This window comes from Achromobacter xylosoxidans (assembly GCF_001457475.1).
GTDB lineage: Bacteria > Pseudomonadota > Gammaproteobacteria > Burkholderiales > Burkholderiaceae_B > Achromobacter > Achromobacter xylosoxidans.
The window spans coordinates 5,911,448-5,926,617 of sequence record NZ_LN831029.1; the positions used below are offsets into that span (position 1 = coordinate 5,911,448).

Here is a 15,170-nt window from a genome sequence, read left to right on the forward strand (position 1 = left end):
ACGGGTTAACCCCTTGCGGAATTACCCTAGCCACGATCGGGTTATCCCGCCCTATGATTTGCACCGGAAAGGTGCATGCGGCACCAATATGCGGCAAATATTGCGCACTGCAACATTCTGATGCCGGGCCTTGCCGGCCCTGCGCGGGCAGCCCTAGATTCGGTATGCGGTGGTGGTCATGACCTTGGACATGGCGCGCATGGCGGCCTTGACCGGTCCGGGCAGCGGCACGCCGCCGGCAGCCTCGGCGCTGGCGCGATGCTGGGCCTCGTCGTCCTTCATCTTCTGCACGATCTGGCGGGAACGGGCGTCCTGTTCCGGCAACGTCCGCAAATGCCCTTCCAGGTGCGCCTCGACCTGCTTTTCGGTTTCGGCCATGAAGCCCAGGTTGCGCGGCGCGCCCGCATAGCCGGCCAACAAGCCCAGCGCGAACGAGCCGGCGTACCAGACCGGGTTCAGCAGGCTTGGGCGGCTGCCCAGTTCGGTCAGGCGCTGGTTGCACCAGACAAGGTGGTCGACTTCCTCGCCGGCGGCCTCCAGCAACAAGTTGCGCGGCCCCGGCTCGCGGCAGACGGCGGCCTGCCCGCGATACAGGGCCTGGGCGCAGACCTCGCCCACGTGGTTCACCCGCATCAAGCCGGCGGCGTGACGCTTTTCCTGCGCCGACAGGGTATCCGGCGCCTCCTCGGCGGTGGCTGGATTGGGCCGGCCAGCGCTGGCGCTGCCGGACAACACCCGCAGGGCCCGGTCGGCTTCGGCCAGCAGGGCATCCAGCGGGCTGGCGCGGCGCAGGAAGGCAGCGGGACCGGATCGAGACAGCGTGAGGGACATAGACGACTCCTGAATGGGCACACACCCCTCATCCGGGGTGGGACTCTCGTGCCTGGAATTGTACGCAACGGGTATCATCAGCCATTGACTGCGCTCAAGCACAAGGACCTGACAAATGGAATGCACGATCGACTGGGGCGGCCCCAACGGCATGCTCTTTACCGCCAGCACCGGCAGCGGCCACGTGGCCGTGATGGACGGCGCCGTGGACGGCGGCGGCCACAACCTGGCGCCGCGTCCGATGGAAATGCTGCTGGCCGGCACCGGCGGCTGCACCGCCTATGACGTCGTGCTGATCCTCAAGCGTGGCCGCCACGCCGTGACCGGCTGCAGCGTCAAGCTGCAGGCCGACCGCGCCGATGTCGACCCCAAGGTGTTCACGCGCATCCACTTTGCCTTCACGGTCACCGGCCGCGACCTGCCGCGCGCCGCGGTCGAGCGCGCGGTGCAGCTGTCGCACGAAAAATACTGCTCGGCATCCGCGATGCTCGAAAAAACCGCCGAATTGACGTTTTCGGTGGACATCGTCGACACCCGGGACGCCGCCGCTGCCTAGCGCGCCCCGGCCGACACGCCGCCATTTCAGCCTTTTCTGATTCTGTACCCATGAAACAATACCTGGACCTCGTTCAATCCATCCTGGACACCGGCGCGTGGCAGGAAAACCGGACGGGCATACGCACGCTGAGCATGCCGGGCGCCTCACTGCGCTTCGACCTGCAGCAGGGCTTTCCGGCCGTGACCACCAAGAAGCTGGCCTTCAAGTCCGCCATCGGCGAAATGGTTGGCTTCCTGCGTGGCGTGCGCAGCGCCGCCGAGTTCCGCGAACTGGGTTGCAAGGTCTGGGACCAGAACGCCAACGAAAATGCCCAGTGGCTGGCCAACCCCTACCGCGAAGGCCCGGACGACCTGGGCCCGGTCTATGGGGTGCAATGGCGCCAGTGGCCGGCCTACAAGCTGCTGGACGCCGGTCGCGACGGCCAGATCGCCGACGCCCTGGGCCGCGGCTACACCAAGGTCGCGGACCTGCAGGAAGGCGGCGTGTCCAAGGTGCTGCTGTACAAGGCGGTCGACCAGTTGCGCCAGTGCCTGGACACCATCCACGAACGGCCGGGCGACCGCCGCATCCTGTTCCACGGCTGGAACTGGGCGCAGATCGAGGAAATGGCGCTGCCGCCCTGCCACCTGCTCTACCAGTTCCTGCCGAACGCGACCACCCGCGAAATCTCGCTGTGCCTGTATATCCGCTCGAATGACGTCGGGCTGGGCACGCCGTTCAACCTCACCGAGGGCGCGGCCCTGTTGCACCTGGTGGGTCGACTGACCGGCTACACGCCGCGCTGGTTCACGTATTTCATCGGCGATGCCCATATCTACGAAAACCACCTGCCGATGCTGCGCGAGCAACTGACGCGCACGCCGCTGGAAGCCCCGCGCCTGGTGCTGTCCGACCGCATCCCCGATTTCGCCCAGACCGGCCGTTACGAGCCGGAATGGCTCGAGAAGGTCGAGCCCGGCGATTTTTCGCTGGCCGGATACACGCACCACGCGCCATTGACGGCGCCGATGGCCGTCTAGAACCCACCGCCGGCATTTCGCGGGTCGCGTGCGGCCGCCATCCGGCGCCGGGTGCGCCCCCGTCCGGCGCAAGTGAAGATTGGTGAGCTTCTGGAAGCCCGTTTTCGGTATAACCCATCCCTTAGCCCCGGACGCGCGTCCAGCAAGCCCTGCGCGCCGTTGCTTCCGAACGGCCCATGCCGCGCCGTGCCTGGCCCTCGCCGCGTAACCGGGCAGTCCGTCCGGTCCGCCGCCCGCCTGCAGTGCCGCGCCGCACCCCCCATCCAGACAAGAGAGTACGTGAATCGCCAGCGTCGACAGCAGGATTCCCTTGCGGCCCAGTTGCAACTGTTGACTACTAATTGATTTGAATTGAGGCCGGCGCGGCGGCTGTATGCGCTCAGGACAGGACCCCAAAAATGCTCGTTGGAACATATAACCCTTCGCTCGTCCTCGTATCCCTAGGGGTCGCCATCCTGGCGTCGTATACGGCGCTGGGCATGGCCAACCGCGTGCGGGCGGCGAGCGGGCTGCCGGCGGCGCGCTATTGGCTGGGCGGCGGCGCGCTGGCGATGGGCATCGGCATCTGGTCCATGCATTTCGTCGGCATGCTGGCGTTCAACCTGCCCATTCCCATGGGCTACGACCTGCCGCTGACCGTGCTGTCGCTGGCCATCGCCATCGGCTGCTCCGCCTTCGCGCTGTGGATCGTCTGCAAGGACGACCTGCCCTGGGCCCGCCTGCTCAGCGGCGCCCTGCTGATGGGCGCGGGGATTGCCGCCATGCACTATATCGGCATGGCGGCCATGCGCATGATGCCGGGCATCGTCTACGACCCCGCCTGGTTCGCCCTGTCCATCGCCATCGCGGTGGCGGCCTCGGGCGCGGCGCTCTGGATCACCTACCGCCTGCGCCACGACGGGCCGCGGGTGGCGCTGTCGCGGCCGCTGGCGGCCGTGGTCATGGGGCTGGCGATCGTCGGCATGCACTACACCGGCATGGAAGCCGCGGGCTTTCCGGACGGCAGCATCTGCATGGCCGCGGACGCCGGCATTTCGGCCGGCTGGCTCGCCATCGCGGTCACCGCCGTCACCCTCAGCGTGCTGGCCATCGCCCTGGTGGTGGCGGTGCTGGACAACCGCCTCGAAGCCCGCACCTCGGCGTTGGCCTCGTCGCTGGCCGAGGCCAACGAGGAACTGGTGCAGCTGGCGCTGCACGACACGCTGACCAAGCTGCCCAACCGCATCCTGCTGGAAGACCGGCTGGAACAGGCCATCGAAAGCGCCAGCCGCCGCAAGGGCTATTTCGCCGTGCTGTTCTTCGACCTGGACGGATTCAAGGCGGTCAACGACGCCTACGGCCACCATACCGGCGACGCCCTGCTGATCGACCTGGCCCAGCGCATCCGCCAGACCCTGCGCACCCAGGACACGGTGGCGCGCCTGGGCGGCGACGAATTCATCGTGCTCAGCGAAGTGGTGGAACCAACCGACGCCGCCAATGTGGCCGACCGCCTGATCGAAGCCATCGCGCGGCCGGTGATGGTGTACGGCCACGAGGTGCTGGTGACCTCCAGCGTCGGCATCGCCATCTACCCGAATGACGGCGAGGACACCCATGCGCTGCTGACCAACGCGGACGCCGCGATGTACCACGCCAAGCGCCTGGGCGGCACGGGCTACAGCTTCTTCGAGCCGTCGATGAACGCCGACGCGCATGAACAGATCGAGCTGCTGCACGACCTGCGCCTGGCGCAGGAACGCGACCAGTTCGTGCTGCACTACCAGCCCAAGTACGAGGCGCCGGCCGGCCCCATCATGGGCGCCGAGGCCTTGCTGCGCTGGAACCACCCGACGCGCGGCCTGGTGGGTCCGGACCAGTTCATCCCCACGGCGGAAAAGACCGGGCTGATCCTGTCGATCGGCGAATGGGTCATCAATGAAGCCTGCCGCCAGATGCGCGAATGGATCAACGCCGGGCAGGGCCACTGGACCATCGCGGTCAACATTTCCGCGCTGCAGTTCGCCCACGCCAGCCTGGTCGAGACCGTGCGCGCCGCGTTGGCGCGGCACGATGTGCCACCATCCTGCCTGACGCTGGAAGTGACCGAATCGACCGCCATGCGCGACGCCGAAGCCAGCCTGACAGTGCTCAAGCGCCTGTCGGGACTGGGCGTGACCATTTCGATCGACGACTTCGGCACCGGCTACTCCAGCCTGCTGTACCTCAAGCGACTTCCCGCGACCGAACTGAAAATCGACCGCGGTTTCGTCAACCAGCTGGAAAACGACAACGAGGACGCTGCCATCGTTTCGGCCATCGTGGCGCTGGCGCAGCAGTTGAATCTACGCATCGTGGCCGAGGGGGTGGAGACCGCGGCCCAGCAGAAGTTCCTGACCGGACTGGGGTGCGATTCACTGCAGGGCTTCCTGCTGGGCAAACCGATGCCGGCCGACGAATTCCTGGAACACGCCGCGGGCTGAATCCACGCCAGCCGACCCGCGCGGCCGGGCGCATCCCCGCCCCGCCGGCCAAATTTGCTACGCTTGGAATCTTCCCGCCGGCGCCGCCGGCCGCCTCCTTGCGTACCTGTCCGAATGCCCGCCAGCCTGACCCTGATCGTCGCCTATTCCACCAATCGCGCCATCGGCCGAGACAACGCCCTGCCCTGGAAACTGCCGGGCGACCTGGCGCACTTCAAGCGCAGCACCTTGGGCCATCCGATCATCATGGGCCGCAAGACCTGGGATTCGCTCGGCCGCCCCCTGCCCGGCCGCGCCAATATCGTCGTCAGCCGCAACCCGGCCTTCGAGGCCGCCGGCGCCACCGTGGTGCCGACACTGGAGGCCGCCATCGCCGCCTGCGGCGACAGCGCCGAGGCCTTCGTCATCGGCGGCGCGCAGATCTACACGCAGGCCCTGGCGCTGGCCAGCCGCGTCCTTGCCACCGAGGTCCATGCCGAGGTCGAGGGCGACGCCTTCTTCCCCCTGCTGCCCGGCTTCCAGTGGCGCGAAACCGCGCGCGCGGCGCAGCCCGAGGAAAACGGCTACCGCTACGATTTCGTGACGTACGAACGCGCCTGAGCCGCCCCGCCCGGGCGCGATGGCTGCCATCGCGGTGCCAACGCCGCGCCGCCCCCCTGACAGCAGGCTAGGCCGCGCCCTCGTTGCGCATGAAGCGCCACAGCGCCGGCGCTTCCGAGTACGCCACGTTGAAGCGCACCCAGGGCGTATCGGCCTCGTCCGCTTCAAAGTACGACCCCGGCGCCAGCCAGATGCCGTCCTTCAATGCCAGGCCGGCCAGGCCGTTGGCGCCCCGCTCGCGCCACTGCCCTGCCACCTTGGCCCATAGGAACAGCCCGGCCCGGGGCTGCGCGTAGATCTCGAAACCGTGTTGCGCCATCAATTCGGCCACCGTGGCGTGCGCCTGCGCCAGCCGCTCGCGGGTGCGCTCGATGTGCGCCCGGTAGCGTCCTTCGCGGATGACCTGGTGGACGATACGCTCCATGATTTCCGGCGAGGTCAGGCCCACCGCCATCTTGGTGCGGGCGATATCGCGCGCCAGGTCGCGGTGCGCGACCACGTAGCCGACCCGCACCGACGGGCTGATGACCTTGGAATACCCGCCCAGGTAGACCACCCGCCGGCCGCCATCGAGCGCCGCCAGCATGGGCGTGACGCCCGGCGCCAGCTCACGCGAAATGTCGTCCTCCACCACCCACAGCCCGTGGCGCTCGGCCAGTTGCAGGATGCGGAAGGCGTTGGCCATGCTGATGCTCGCGCCAGATGGATTCTGCAAGGCGGTGTTGACGAACAGCGCGCGCGGCCGGTGCTGCGACGCGGCCTGCTCCAGCGCCTCGCAGTCCAGGCCGTCCAGCGTGCGCGCCACGGGCACCACGCGCAGTCCGGCCAGGCGCAGCATCTGCAGCAGATTGGCGTAGGCGGGTTGCTCGACCAGCACGGTGTCGCCGGGCCGCAGCAGCGTGCGGATCACCATGTCCAGGCCGTGCGTCACGCCCTGGGTCAGCAACACCTGCGACACTTCGACTTCCATGCCCTGGGCGCTGAGCGTGGCGGCGATGGTCTCGCGCAGCGGCGCATAGCCATAGGGATGGCCGTAGTTGGCGATGCGCATGGCCGGCACCCGGCCCATGTGGCGCAGCGCCATGTGCAACCCTTCCTCGTTGAGCCACTCGCCCGGCAGCCAGCCGCAGCCCGACTTGATGGGGATGGAATGGTCCGCGAAGATATCCGACAGCAGCCAGGCCGCGTTCAGCCGCGGCGGCTCCCAGGATTGCGGCGCGCCCCGGCGCGGCGGCGCGTCGGGCGCGGCCACCCGATAGCCGGCGCCCGGGCGCGCCGCCAGCCAGCCCAGCGACACCAGGCGGCTGTAGGCGCTGGCCACGGTGAAGGTGCTGACCTGGTACTGGCGCGCGAAGTCGCGCACCGAAGGTAGGGACATACCCGGACGCAGCGACTGGGCTTCGATGGCGCGCAACACGGCCGCCACCACCTGGTCCACCAGGGTCGGCGCCTGGCCACGGGCCCGCACGGGCTGGAAATCGATCACGGCGCTACGCTATCTGTACAGTTGTCATGCCTGCAACTATACAGTTAGCCCGGTTTGCACGGATTGTATATTTTCATTCGCGGCCGGACGTACCAGAATCAATCGCATCCCGCCGGCCGCCCGCCCGAAACGCGCGCAGGCTCCGGCGCTTGTCCTTCCCCCTGGAGCCGCCATGAACGCCCCCGCCGAGTTGCCCGACCTGTCCCATCTCTGGATGCCTTTCACCGCCAACAAGCAGTTCAAGGCGCATCCCCGCATGCTGGCGTCGGCCAAGGGCATGTACTACACCTCGGTCGACGGCCGCCAGGTGCTGGACGGCACCGCCGGCCTGTGGTGCGTCAACGCCGGCCACGGCCGCCAGGAGATCGTCGAGGCGATCTCGCGCCAGGCCGGCACCATGGATTACGCCCCCGGCTTCCAGCTGGGCCACCCCCTGGCCTTCGAAGCGGCCACGGCGGTCGCCGGCTTCATGCCGCAGGGCCTGGACCGCGTGTTCTTCACCAACTCGGGTTCCGAGTCGGTCGACACCGCGCTGAAGATCGCCCTGGCCTATCACCGCGCCCGCGGCGAAGGCCAGCGCACCCGCCTGATCGGCCGCGAGCGCGGCTACCACGGCGTGGGCTTCGGCGGCATCTCGGTCGGCGGCATCTCGACCAACCGCAAGACCTTCTCCGGCGCGCTGCTGCCCGCCGTGGACCACCTGCCCCACACCCACAACCTGGAGCAGAACGCCTATTCCAAGGGCCAGCCGGCCTGGGGCGCGCAGTTGGCCGACGAACTCGAACGCATCATCGCGCTGCACGATGCCTCGACCATCGCCGCCGTCATCGTCGAACCGATGGCCGGTTCCACCGGAGTGCTGATCCCGCCCAAGGGCTACCTGGAAAAGCTGCGCGAGATCACGTCCAAGCACGGCATCCTGCTGATCTTCGACGAAGTCATCACCGCCTACGGCCGCCTCGGCGCGGCCACCGCGTCGGAATTCTTCGGCGTGACGCCGGACCTGATCGCCATGGCCAAGGGCGTCAGCAACGCCGCCGTGCCCGCGGGCGCGGTCGCGGTGCGCCGCGAGGTGCATGACGCCATCGTCAACGGCCCGGCCGGCGGCATCGAGTTCTTCCACGGCTACACCTATTCGGCCCACCCGCTGGCGGCCGCCGCCATCCTGGCGACGCTGGACATCTACCGCCGCGAAGACCTGTTCGGCCGCGCCCGCAAGCTGTCCGGCGCCTTCGAGCAGGCCGCCCACAGCCTGAAGGGCGCGCCGCACGTGATCGACGTGCGCAACCTGGGCCTGGTAGCCGGCGTCGAGCTGGCGCCGCGCGCCGGCGCGCCGGGCGCGCGCGCCGCCGAAGTGTTCCAGAAGTGCTTCGACAGCGGCCTGATGGTGCGCTACACCGGCGACATCATCGCCGTCTCGCCGCCGCTGATCATCGACGAGGCCCAGATCGGCCAGATCTTCGAGCAGATCGGCAAGGTGCTCAAGGAAGTCGCGTAACCCCCCGGCGCGGCGCAGGCGCCGCGCATCGCACACAACGGCGGGCGGCCCCGGGCCGCCCTCCGGCGTTTTCAAAGAACCCCGCTCCGAGCTTTCCCATGAAGAAGAACCTCTCGCACTACATCAACGGCCAGCCCTACGATGGCCGCAGCAACCGCTACGCCGACGGTTTCAACCCGGCCACCGGCGAGATCATCACTTCCGTGCCGCTGGCTTCCACCGACGAAGTGGCGCTGGCCGTGGCCGCGGCCAAGGCCGCCTTTCCGGCCTGGTCGGAAACCCCCGCGCTCAAGCGCGCCCGGGTGCTGTTCAACTTCAAGGCGCTGCTGGACAAGCACCAGGACGAGCTGGCCGAACTGATCACGCGCGAGCACGGCAAGGTGTTCTCGGACGCCAAGGGCGAAGTGATGCGCGGCATCGAGATCGTCGAATTCGCCTGCGGCATTCCTCATCTGTTCAAGGGCCAGTATTCCGACCAGATCGGCGGCGGCATCGACAACTGGAGCATGCGCCAGGCGCTGGGCGTGGTGGCCGGCATCACGCCGTTCAACTTCCCGATGATGGTGCCGTGCTGGATGTTCCCGGTGGCCATCGCCTGCGGCAACACCTTCGTGCTCAAGCCGTCCGAACGCGATCCCTCGGCCTCGCTGCGCCTGGCCGAGCTGCTGACCGAAGCCGGCCTGCCGCCGGGCGTGTTCAACGTGGTGCACGGCGACAAGCAGGCCGTGGACGCGCTGATCGCGCACCCCGACGTCGAGGCCCTGTCGTTCGTCGGCTCGACCCCCATCGCCGAATACATCTACGCCGAAGGCACGCGCCGCGGCAAACGCGTGCAGGCCCTGGGCGGCGCCAAGAACCACCTGGTGGTGATGCCCGACGCCGACCTCGACCAGGTCACCGACGCGCTGATGGGCGCGGCCTACGGCTCGGCCGGCGAACGCTGCATGGCGATCTCGGTGGCCGTGGCGGTGGGCGACGTGGCCGACAAGGTCATCGAACGCCTGGTCCCGCGCGTCAAGGCGCTGGTGGTCAAGGACGGCATGCAGGGCGACGCCGAAATGGGCCCGCTGGTCACGGCGCAGCACCGCAACAAGGTCATCGGCTACATCGAGGACGGCGTCGCCGCCGGCGCGGAGCTGGTGGTCGACGGCCGCGGCCTGAAGGTGCCGGGCGCCGAAAAAGGCTTCTTCCTGGGCGGCACGCTGTTCGACAAGGTCAAGCCCGCGATGAACATCTATCGCGAAGAGATCTTCGGACCGGTGCTGTGCGTGGTGCGCGTGCCCGACTTCGCCGCCGCGGTCGAGCTGATCAACGCCCATGAATTCGGCAACGGCGTGGCCTGCTTCACGTCCGATGGCGGCGTGGCGCGCGCCTTCGCCCGCCAGATCAAGGTGGGCATGGTCGGCATCAACGTGCCGATCCCGGTGCCGATGGCCTGGCATTCGTTCGGCGGCTGGAAGCGTTCGCTGTTCGGCGACCACCATGCCTACGGCGAAGAAGGCATCCGCTTCTACTCACGCTACAAGAGCGTGATGCAGCGCTGGCCGGACAGCATCGCCAAGGGCGCGGAATTCACCATGCCGGTGGCCAAGTGACCATGTAGACGCGTTCACCGCCCCGAGCCGCCAGGCGGCCGGGGTTTTGCCGAAAGACACACAACAAGGGGAATCCTGATGCGCATCGGGATCGGCGGCTTTCAGCATGAAACCAATACCTTCGCGCCTTCGCGCGCGGCGTGGGAAGACTTTGCCGACAAGGGCGGCGGCTGGCCGAAGCTGGTCAGCGGTCCGGCGATGTTCCAGGCCGTGGCCGGCGCCAACATTCCCGTGGCCGGCTTCATCGAGGCCATGCAACAGCACACGCTGCTGCCGGCCACGTGGGCCGCGGCCAGCCCTTCCGGTCCAGTCACCGAGGATGCCTTCGAACGCATCAGCGCCCTGATCCTGCAGGGCCTGCAAGCGGCCCTGCCGCTGGACGGCGTGTACCTGGACCTGCACGGCGCCATGGTCACCGAGCACCTGGACGACGGCGAAGGCGAACTGCTCAAGCGCGTGCGCGCGCTGGTCGGCCCCGACGTGCCGGTGGTGGCCAGCCTGGACCTGCACGCCAACATGACAGCGGCGATGGTGCGCCACGCCGACGCGCTGGTCTGCTACCGCACCTATCCGCACATCGACATGGCCGAGACCGGCCAGCGCGCCGCCGCGCTGCTGGCGCGGCGCCTGGCCGGCGCGCCCCGTCCCTGCGTGGCCCTGCGACAGTTGCCCTACCTGATTCCGCTGTGCTGGCAATCGACCGACATCGAGCCGGCGCGCAGCCTGTACCAGATGGTGGGCGACATCGAGGCGCGCGGCGCCCAGAGCGTGTCGCTGGCCACCGGTTTTCCGGCGGCGGATTTCCCCGATTGCCTGCCCGCGGTATGGGCCTACGGCGCCACCCAGGCCGAGGCCGACGCGGCCGCCGACACGCTGGCGCGCGCGGTGCTCGATGCCGAACGGGATTTTGGCGGCACCCTGTATTCACCCGATGACGCGGTCACCACCGCCATGCGACTGGCGCGCGAGGCCAACGCGCCGGTGGTCATCGCCGACGCGCAGGACAACCCCGGCGCCGGCGGCAGTTCCGACACCACGGGCCTGCTGCGCGCCCTGATCCGCCACCAGGCGCGCGATGCCGCCATCGGATTGATCGTCGATCCGGAAGCGGCGCTGGCCGCGCACCGCGCCGGCGTGGGTAAATCGGTCCGCATTGCATTGGGTGGACATTCGGGTATTCCCGACGACGAACCGCTGGACGCCGAGTTCATCGTGGAGAAAACTTCGGATGGGCGCTTCGATACGCATGGCGCGTTCTACCGCGGCTTCCATATGGACCTGGGCCCCAGCGCCTGCCTGCGCATCGGCGGCGTGCGCATCGTGGTGGCGTCCAACAAGGTGCAGATGGCGGACCAGGAAATGTTCCGTTTCGCCGGCATCGAGCCGCGCCGCGCGGCCATCCTGGCGGTGAAAAGCTCGGCGCATTTCCGCGCCGACTTCACCCCCATCGCCCACGCCATCCTGGTTTGCGCCGCGCCGGGATCGATGCTGATGGATGCGGCAAAACAACCATGGACACGGTTGCGTCCCGGCATCAGAATGGCGCCTTGCGGCCCGGTTTTTTCCAGCGCCGCAAGCGACTGACCCTCGCACGCCGCGCCCGGGGCGCGGCGCGTCAACGACGTAGCGGCAATCCGCGCCGCTCACTACGCATAAAAGGGGAATTTCATGCTCAAGTTCGTCCGCGCGGCCGCGTTCGCCGGCGCCACCCTGCTGATGGCCCATGGCGCCTACGCCGACACCGTCATCAAGGCGGTGATGCATTCGCCGCTGCGCCTGACCGATCCGCACGCCACCACCGCGTACATCACCACGTGGCACGGCTACATGATCTACGACACCCTGCTGGCCACCGACGCCGACAACAAGATCCAGCCGCAGATGCTGGAAAAGTGGGATGTCTCGGCCGACGGCAAGACCTACACCATGACGCTGCGCCCGGGCCAGAAATGGCATGACGGCAAGCCGGTCACGGCCGAGGACTGCGTCGCGTCGATCAAGCGCTGGGCCGCCGGCGACGGCATGGGCCGCACGCTGCTGAAATTCACCGACAAGATCGAAGTCATCGACGACAACAGCTTCCGCATCGTCATGAAGGAACCCACGGACCTGGCGCTGCGCGCCCTGTCCAAGCCGACCGGCACCGCGCCGTTCATGATGCCCAAGCGCATCGCCGAACTGCCCATCGGCCAGCCGATCACCGACATGACCGGCTCGGGCCCGTTCAAGGTCATCGAGTTCAAGCCAGGCGTGAAGACCGTCTACGCCAAGAACGCCGACTACGTGCCGCGCAAGGAACCCGCCAGCGGCCTGGCCGGCGGCAAGGTGGTGAACGTGGACAAGGTGCAATGGGATGTGATGCCCGACGCCCTGACCACCGCCAACGCCCTGCTGGGCGGCGAAATCGACTTCGTCGAGCAGTTCCCCTATGACCTGCTGCCGATGATCGAAGGCAACAAGGACCTGAAGGAAGAGTCGCTCAGCCCGGTCGGCTACTTCACGATGTACCGCTTCAACTTCAAGTACCCGCCCTTCAACAACAAGAAGATCCGCCAGGCCGCGATGTACGCCATCGGCCAGGAAGACGTGATGAAGGCGCTGGTGGGCAATCCCAAGTACTGGAAGACCTGCGCCTCGCTGTGGGGCTGCGGCACGCCGCTGGAATCGGACATCGGCAAGGACGTGGTGGTGCCCTCGAACATCGAGAAGGCCAAGGCCCTGCTGAAGGAAGCCGGCTATGACAACACCCCGATCCTGGTGATGCACGCCACCGACGTCGGCACGCTGTCGGCCCAGCCGGTGGTGATGGCCCAGGCCCTGCGCAAGGCCGGCTTCAACGTCAACCTGGCGGCGATGGACTGGCAGAGCGTGGCGACCCGCCGCGCCTCCAAGGCGGCGCCGGCCGAAGGCGGCTGGAACATCCACAACACCAACTGGTACGCCACCGACGTGATGGACCCGGTGCGCTCGGCCCCGGCCGCGGCCAACGGCGACAACGCCTGGTTCGGCTGGCCCGACTTCCCCCAGGTCGAGGAACTGCGCACCAAGTTCGCGCTGACCTCCGATCCGGCCGAGCAGAAGAAGATCGCCGATGAATTGCAGCGCATCGGCATCGACGAGGGCCTGTACGTGCCGCTGGGCCAGATGTCGGTGCCCACCGTGTATACGGCCAAGCTCTCGGGCCTGGTGCATGCGCCGGTGTTCGCGTTCTGGAATGTGAAAAAAGCCCCTTGACGGGCAAGTAGTTCAGGGGGAAATACATGCTGGCATTCGTCTCACGCCGGCTCCTCGCGACCATCCCCGTTCTGGTGATGGTCGCGGTGGTGGTCTTTGCGATATTGCGTTTGAGCCCGGGTGATCCGGCCATCATCATGGCCGGCGACGGCGCCACTCCCGAGCGGATCGAACAGATCCGCCAGACGATGGGCCTGGACCAGCCGATGGCCAGGCAGTTCTTCATCTGGGGCGGCAAGCTGCTTCAGGGTGACCTGGGCACCTCGCTGATGTCCGGCGTGCCGGTCACCCAGCTCATCGGCCAGCGCCTCGAACCGTCGTTGAGCCTGGCGCTGTTGACGCTGGTCTTCACGCTGATCGTGGCGATCCCGCTGGGCGTGCTGGCGGCCTGGCGCCAGGGCCGGCTGCTGGACCGCGCGGTCATGGGCTTTTCGGTGCTGGGCTTCTCGGTGCCGGTGTTCGTCACCGGCTACCTGCTGATCTGGGCCTTCGCCATCAAGCTGGGCTGGTTCAACGTGCAGGGCTACACGCCGCTGGCCAATGGCTTCTGGTTGTTCCTGCATCGGCTGATCCTGCCGTCGCTGGCGCTGTCCACCGTGTACATCGCCCTGATCGCGCGCATCACGCGCACCAGCGTCATCGAGGTGATGGGCGAGGACTTCATCCGCACCGCGCGCTCCAAGGGGCTGACCGAGACCGGCGTGCTGCTGGGCCACGCGTTGCGCAATGCCGCGGTGCCCATCGCCACGGTGGTGGGCCTGGGCATCGCGCTGCTGATCAGCGGCGTGGTGGTGACCGAATCGGTGTTCAACATCCCCGGCCTGGGCCGGCTGGTGGTCGAAGCCGTGCTGGCGCGCGACTACCCCGTGATCCAGGGCCTGACGCTGTTCTTCGCCTTCGTCTACGTGTTCATCAATCTGGTTGTCGATTGCGCCTACACGGTGTTCGACCCCCGTATCCGATACTGAGGCCACGCCATGCAAACGCCAACCGACGCCGCCGCGCAAGCGGCCGCCGATCTTCCCGGCGGCGGCACGCCCCACGTCACCGCCTGGCGCCAGATCCGCCAGGGCCTCAAAAGCTGGCCGGTGATGCTGGCCCTGGTGGTGCTGCTCATCATTGTCGCCATCGCCCTGTTCGCCCCGCTGCTGGGCACGGTCGACCCGACGTCCATCAATCCCGGCGCGCGCCTGAAGCAGCCGTTCACCGATTACCTGTTCGGCACCGACGCCTTCGGCCGCGACGTCTGGTCGCGCGTGGCCTACGGCGCGCGCGTCTCGCTGATCGCGGGGCTGGGCGCGGCGGTCATCAGCGTCACCATCGGGCTGGTGGTCGGCGTCATCGCCGGCTGGTTCCGCTCGCTCGACGGCATCATCATGCGCACCATGGACGCCATCATGGCGATCCCCGGCATCCTGTTGGCGATTGCCCTGGTGTCGGTCACCGGTGCCAGCCTGATGACGGTGCTGGTGGCCATCACCATCCCCGAGATTCCACGGGTGGTGCGCCTGGTGCGCGGCCAGATCCTGACCGTTCGCGGCGAGCCCTACGTCGAAGCGGCGCTGGCGCTGGGCACGCCGCTGCCGCTGCTGCTGTGGCGCCACATGGTGCCCAGCACCATCGCGCCGCTGACCGTGCAGGGCACGTATGTGTTCGCTTCGGCCATGCTGACCGAGGCCATCCTCAGCTTCCTGGGCGCGGGCATCCCGCCCGAGATCGCCTCCTGGGGCAACATCATGTCCGAAGGCCGCATGTACTTCCGCATGCTGCCTGGCCTGATCCTGTTCCCGGGGCTGTTCCTGTCGCTGACCGTGCTCAGCGTGAACATCCTGGGCGACGCGCTGCGCGACGCCCTCGATCCGAAAATGGTGCGCAGGATCTGATGC

12 protein-coding genes are annotated in these 15,170 nt (G+C 67.9%); 10 read left to right on the forward strand and 2 right to left on the reverse strand.

From position 1 onward, the window contains the following. Positions 1-153 precede the first annotated feature (153 nt). Positions 154-831: a 2-polyprenyl-3-methyl-6-methoxy-1,4-benzoquinone monooxygenase gene (coq7, locus tag AT699_RS26680; RefSeq protein ID WP_006385887.1), complete on the reverse strand. Its 678-nt coding sequence runs from the start codon at positions 829-831 to the stop codon at positions 154-156. A gap of 115 nt (positions 832-946) precedes the next feature. Here coq7 and AT699_RS26685 point away from each other — a divergent pair, with 115 nt between their 5' ends. The 4 genes from AT699_RS26685 to AT699_RS26700 all read left to right on the forward strand — a co-directional run bounded on the left by AT699_RS26685 (position 947) and on the right by AT699_RS26700 (position 5,471). Next, positions 947-1,387, forward strand: coding sequence for an OsmC family protein (locus AT699_RS26685; protein ID WP_006385886.1), 441 nt, complete (start codon positions 947-949; stop codon positions 1,385-1,387). Between the two features lie 50 nt (positions 1,388-1,437). Further along, positions 1,438-2,409: a thymidylate synthase gene (locus tag AT699_RS26690; RefSeq protein ID WP_024070426.1), complete on the forward strand. Its 972-nt coding sequence runs from the start codon at positions 1,438-1,440 to the stop codon at positions 2,407-2,409. 398 nt (positions 2,410-2,807) lie between these two features. Next, positions 2,808-4,871, forward strand: coding sequence for a putative bifunctional diguanylate cyclase/phosphodiesterase (locus AT699_RS26695; protein ID WP_006385884.1), 2,064 nt, complete (start codon positions 2,808-2,810; stop codon positions 4,869-4,871). 114 nt (positions 4,872-4,985) lie between these two features. Continuing rightward, on the forward strand, positions 4,986-5,471 hold the full coding sequence (locus AT699_RS26700; RefSeq protein ID WP_020926293.1) for a dihydrofolate reductase: 486 nt from the start codon (positions 4,986-4,988) through the stop codon (positions 5,469-5,471). Positions 5,472-5,538: 67 nt separating this feature from the next. Here the strand turns inward: AT699_RS26700 and AT699_RS26705 are convergent, their stop codons facing one another. Beyond that, complete coding sequence (locus tag AT699_RS26705; protein WP_024070427.1) at positions 5,539-6,957, reverse strand: aminotransferase-like domain-containing protein; 1,419 nt, start codon at positions 6,955-6,957, stop codon at positions 5,539-5,541. A gap of 172 nt (positions 6,958-7,129) precedes the next feature. On the opposite strand from AT699_RS26705, the gene aptA reads away from it, so the two are divergent. The 6 genes from aptA to AT699_RS26735 all read left to right on the forward strand — a co-directional run bounded on the left by aptA (position 7,130) and on the right by AT699_RS26735 (position 15,167). After that, a complete protein-coding gene (gene aptA, locus AT699_RS26710) occupies positions 7,130-8,455 on the forward strand; it encodes an omega-aminotransferase AptA (RefSeq protein ID WP_006385881.1) in 1,326 nt (441 codons plus the stop codon). Between the two features lie 98 nt (positions 8,456-8,553). Then, positions 8,554-10,050 (forward strand): CoA-acylating methylmalonate-semialdehyde dehydrogenase, encoded by a 1,497-nt coding sequence (locus tag AT699_RS26715; protein ID WP_006385880.1) that lies wholly within the window; start codon positions 8,554-8,556, stop codon positions 10,048-10,050. Positions 10,051-10,128: 78 nt separating this feature from the next. Then, positions 10,129-11,634: a M81 family metallopeptidase gene (locus AT699_RS26720; RefSeq protein ID WP_024070429.1), complete on the forward strand. Its 1,506-nt coding sequence runs from the start codon at positions 10,129-10,131 to the stop codon at positions 11,632-11,634. An 84-nt stretch (positions 11,635-11,718) separates the two neighbouring features. Next, positions 11,719-13,284 (forward strand): ABC transporter substrate-binding protein, encoded by a 1,566-nt coding sequence (locus AT699_RS26725; RefSeq protein WP_006385878.1) that lies wholly within the window; start codon positions 11,719-11,721, stop codon positions 13,282-13,284. Between the two features lie 26 nt (positions 13,285-13,310). Continuing rightward, positions 13,311-14,252 (forward strand): ABC transporter permease, encoded by a 942-nt coding sequence (locus AT699_RS26730; RefSeq protein ID WP_006385877.1) that lies wholly within the window; start codon positions 13,311-13,313, stop codon positions 14,250-14,252. Between the two features lie 9 nt (positions 14,253-14,261). Beyond that, entirely contained in the window at positions 14,262-15,167 is a 906-nt protein-coding gene (locus AT699_RS26735; RefSeq protein WP_006385876.1) for an ABC transporter permease, read from the forward strand. Positions 15,168-15,170: the final 3 nt, after the last annotated feature.

Bases quoted from the DNA above. Each gene is read 5' to 3' on its own strand.
- AT699_RS26725 (WP_006385878.1), top strand. From the start codon at position 11,719: ATGCTCAAGTTCGTCCGCGCGGCCGCGTTCGCCGGCGCCACCCTGCTG.
- AT699_RS26735 (WP_006385876.1), top strand. From the start codon at position 14,262: ATGCAAACGCCAACCGACGCCGCCGCGCAAGCGGCCGCCGATCTTCCC.
- AT699_RS26720 (WP_024070429.1), top strand. From the start codon at position 10,129: ATGCGCATCGGGATCGGCGGCTTTCAGCATGAAACCAATACCTTCGCG.
- AT699_RS26685 (WP_006385886.1), top strand. From the start codon at position 947: ATGGAATGCACGATCGACTGGGGCGGCCCCAACGGCATGCTCTTTACC.
- AT699_RS26730 (WP_006385877.1), top strand. From the start codon at position 13,311: ATGCTGGCATTCGTCTCACGCCGGCTCCTCGCGACCATCCCCGTTCTG.
- aptA (WP_006385881.1), top strand. From the start codon at position 7,130: ATGAACGCCCCCGCCGAGTTGCCCGACCTGTCCCATCTCTGGATGCCT.
- AT699_RS26715 (WP_006385880.1), top strand. From the start codon at position 8,554: ATGAAGAAGAACCTCTCGCACTACATCAACGGCCAGCCCTACGATGGC.
- coq7 (WP_006385887.1), bottom strand. From the start codon at position 831: ATGTCCCTCACGCTGTCTCGATCCGGTCCCGCTGCCTTCCTGCGCCGC.
- AT699_RS26690 (WP_024070426.1), top strand. From the start codon at position 1,438: ATGAAACAATACCTGGACCTCGTTCAATCCATCCTGGACACCGGCGCG.
- AT699_RS26695 (WP_006385884.1), top strand. From the start codon at position 2,808: ATGCTCGTTGGAACATATAACCCTTCGCTCGTCCTCGTATCCCTAGGG.
- AT699_RS26700 (WP_020926293.1), top strand. From the start codon at position 4,986: ATGCCCGCCAGCCTGACCCTGATCGTCGCCTATTCCACCAATCGCGCC.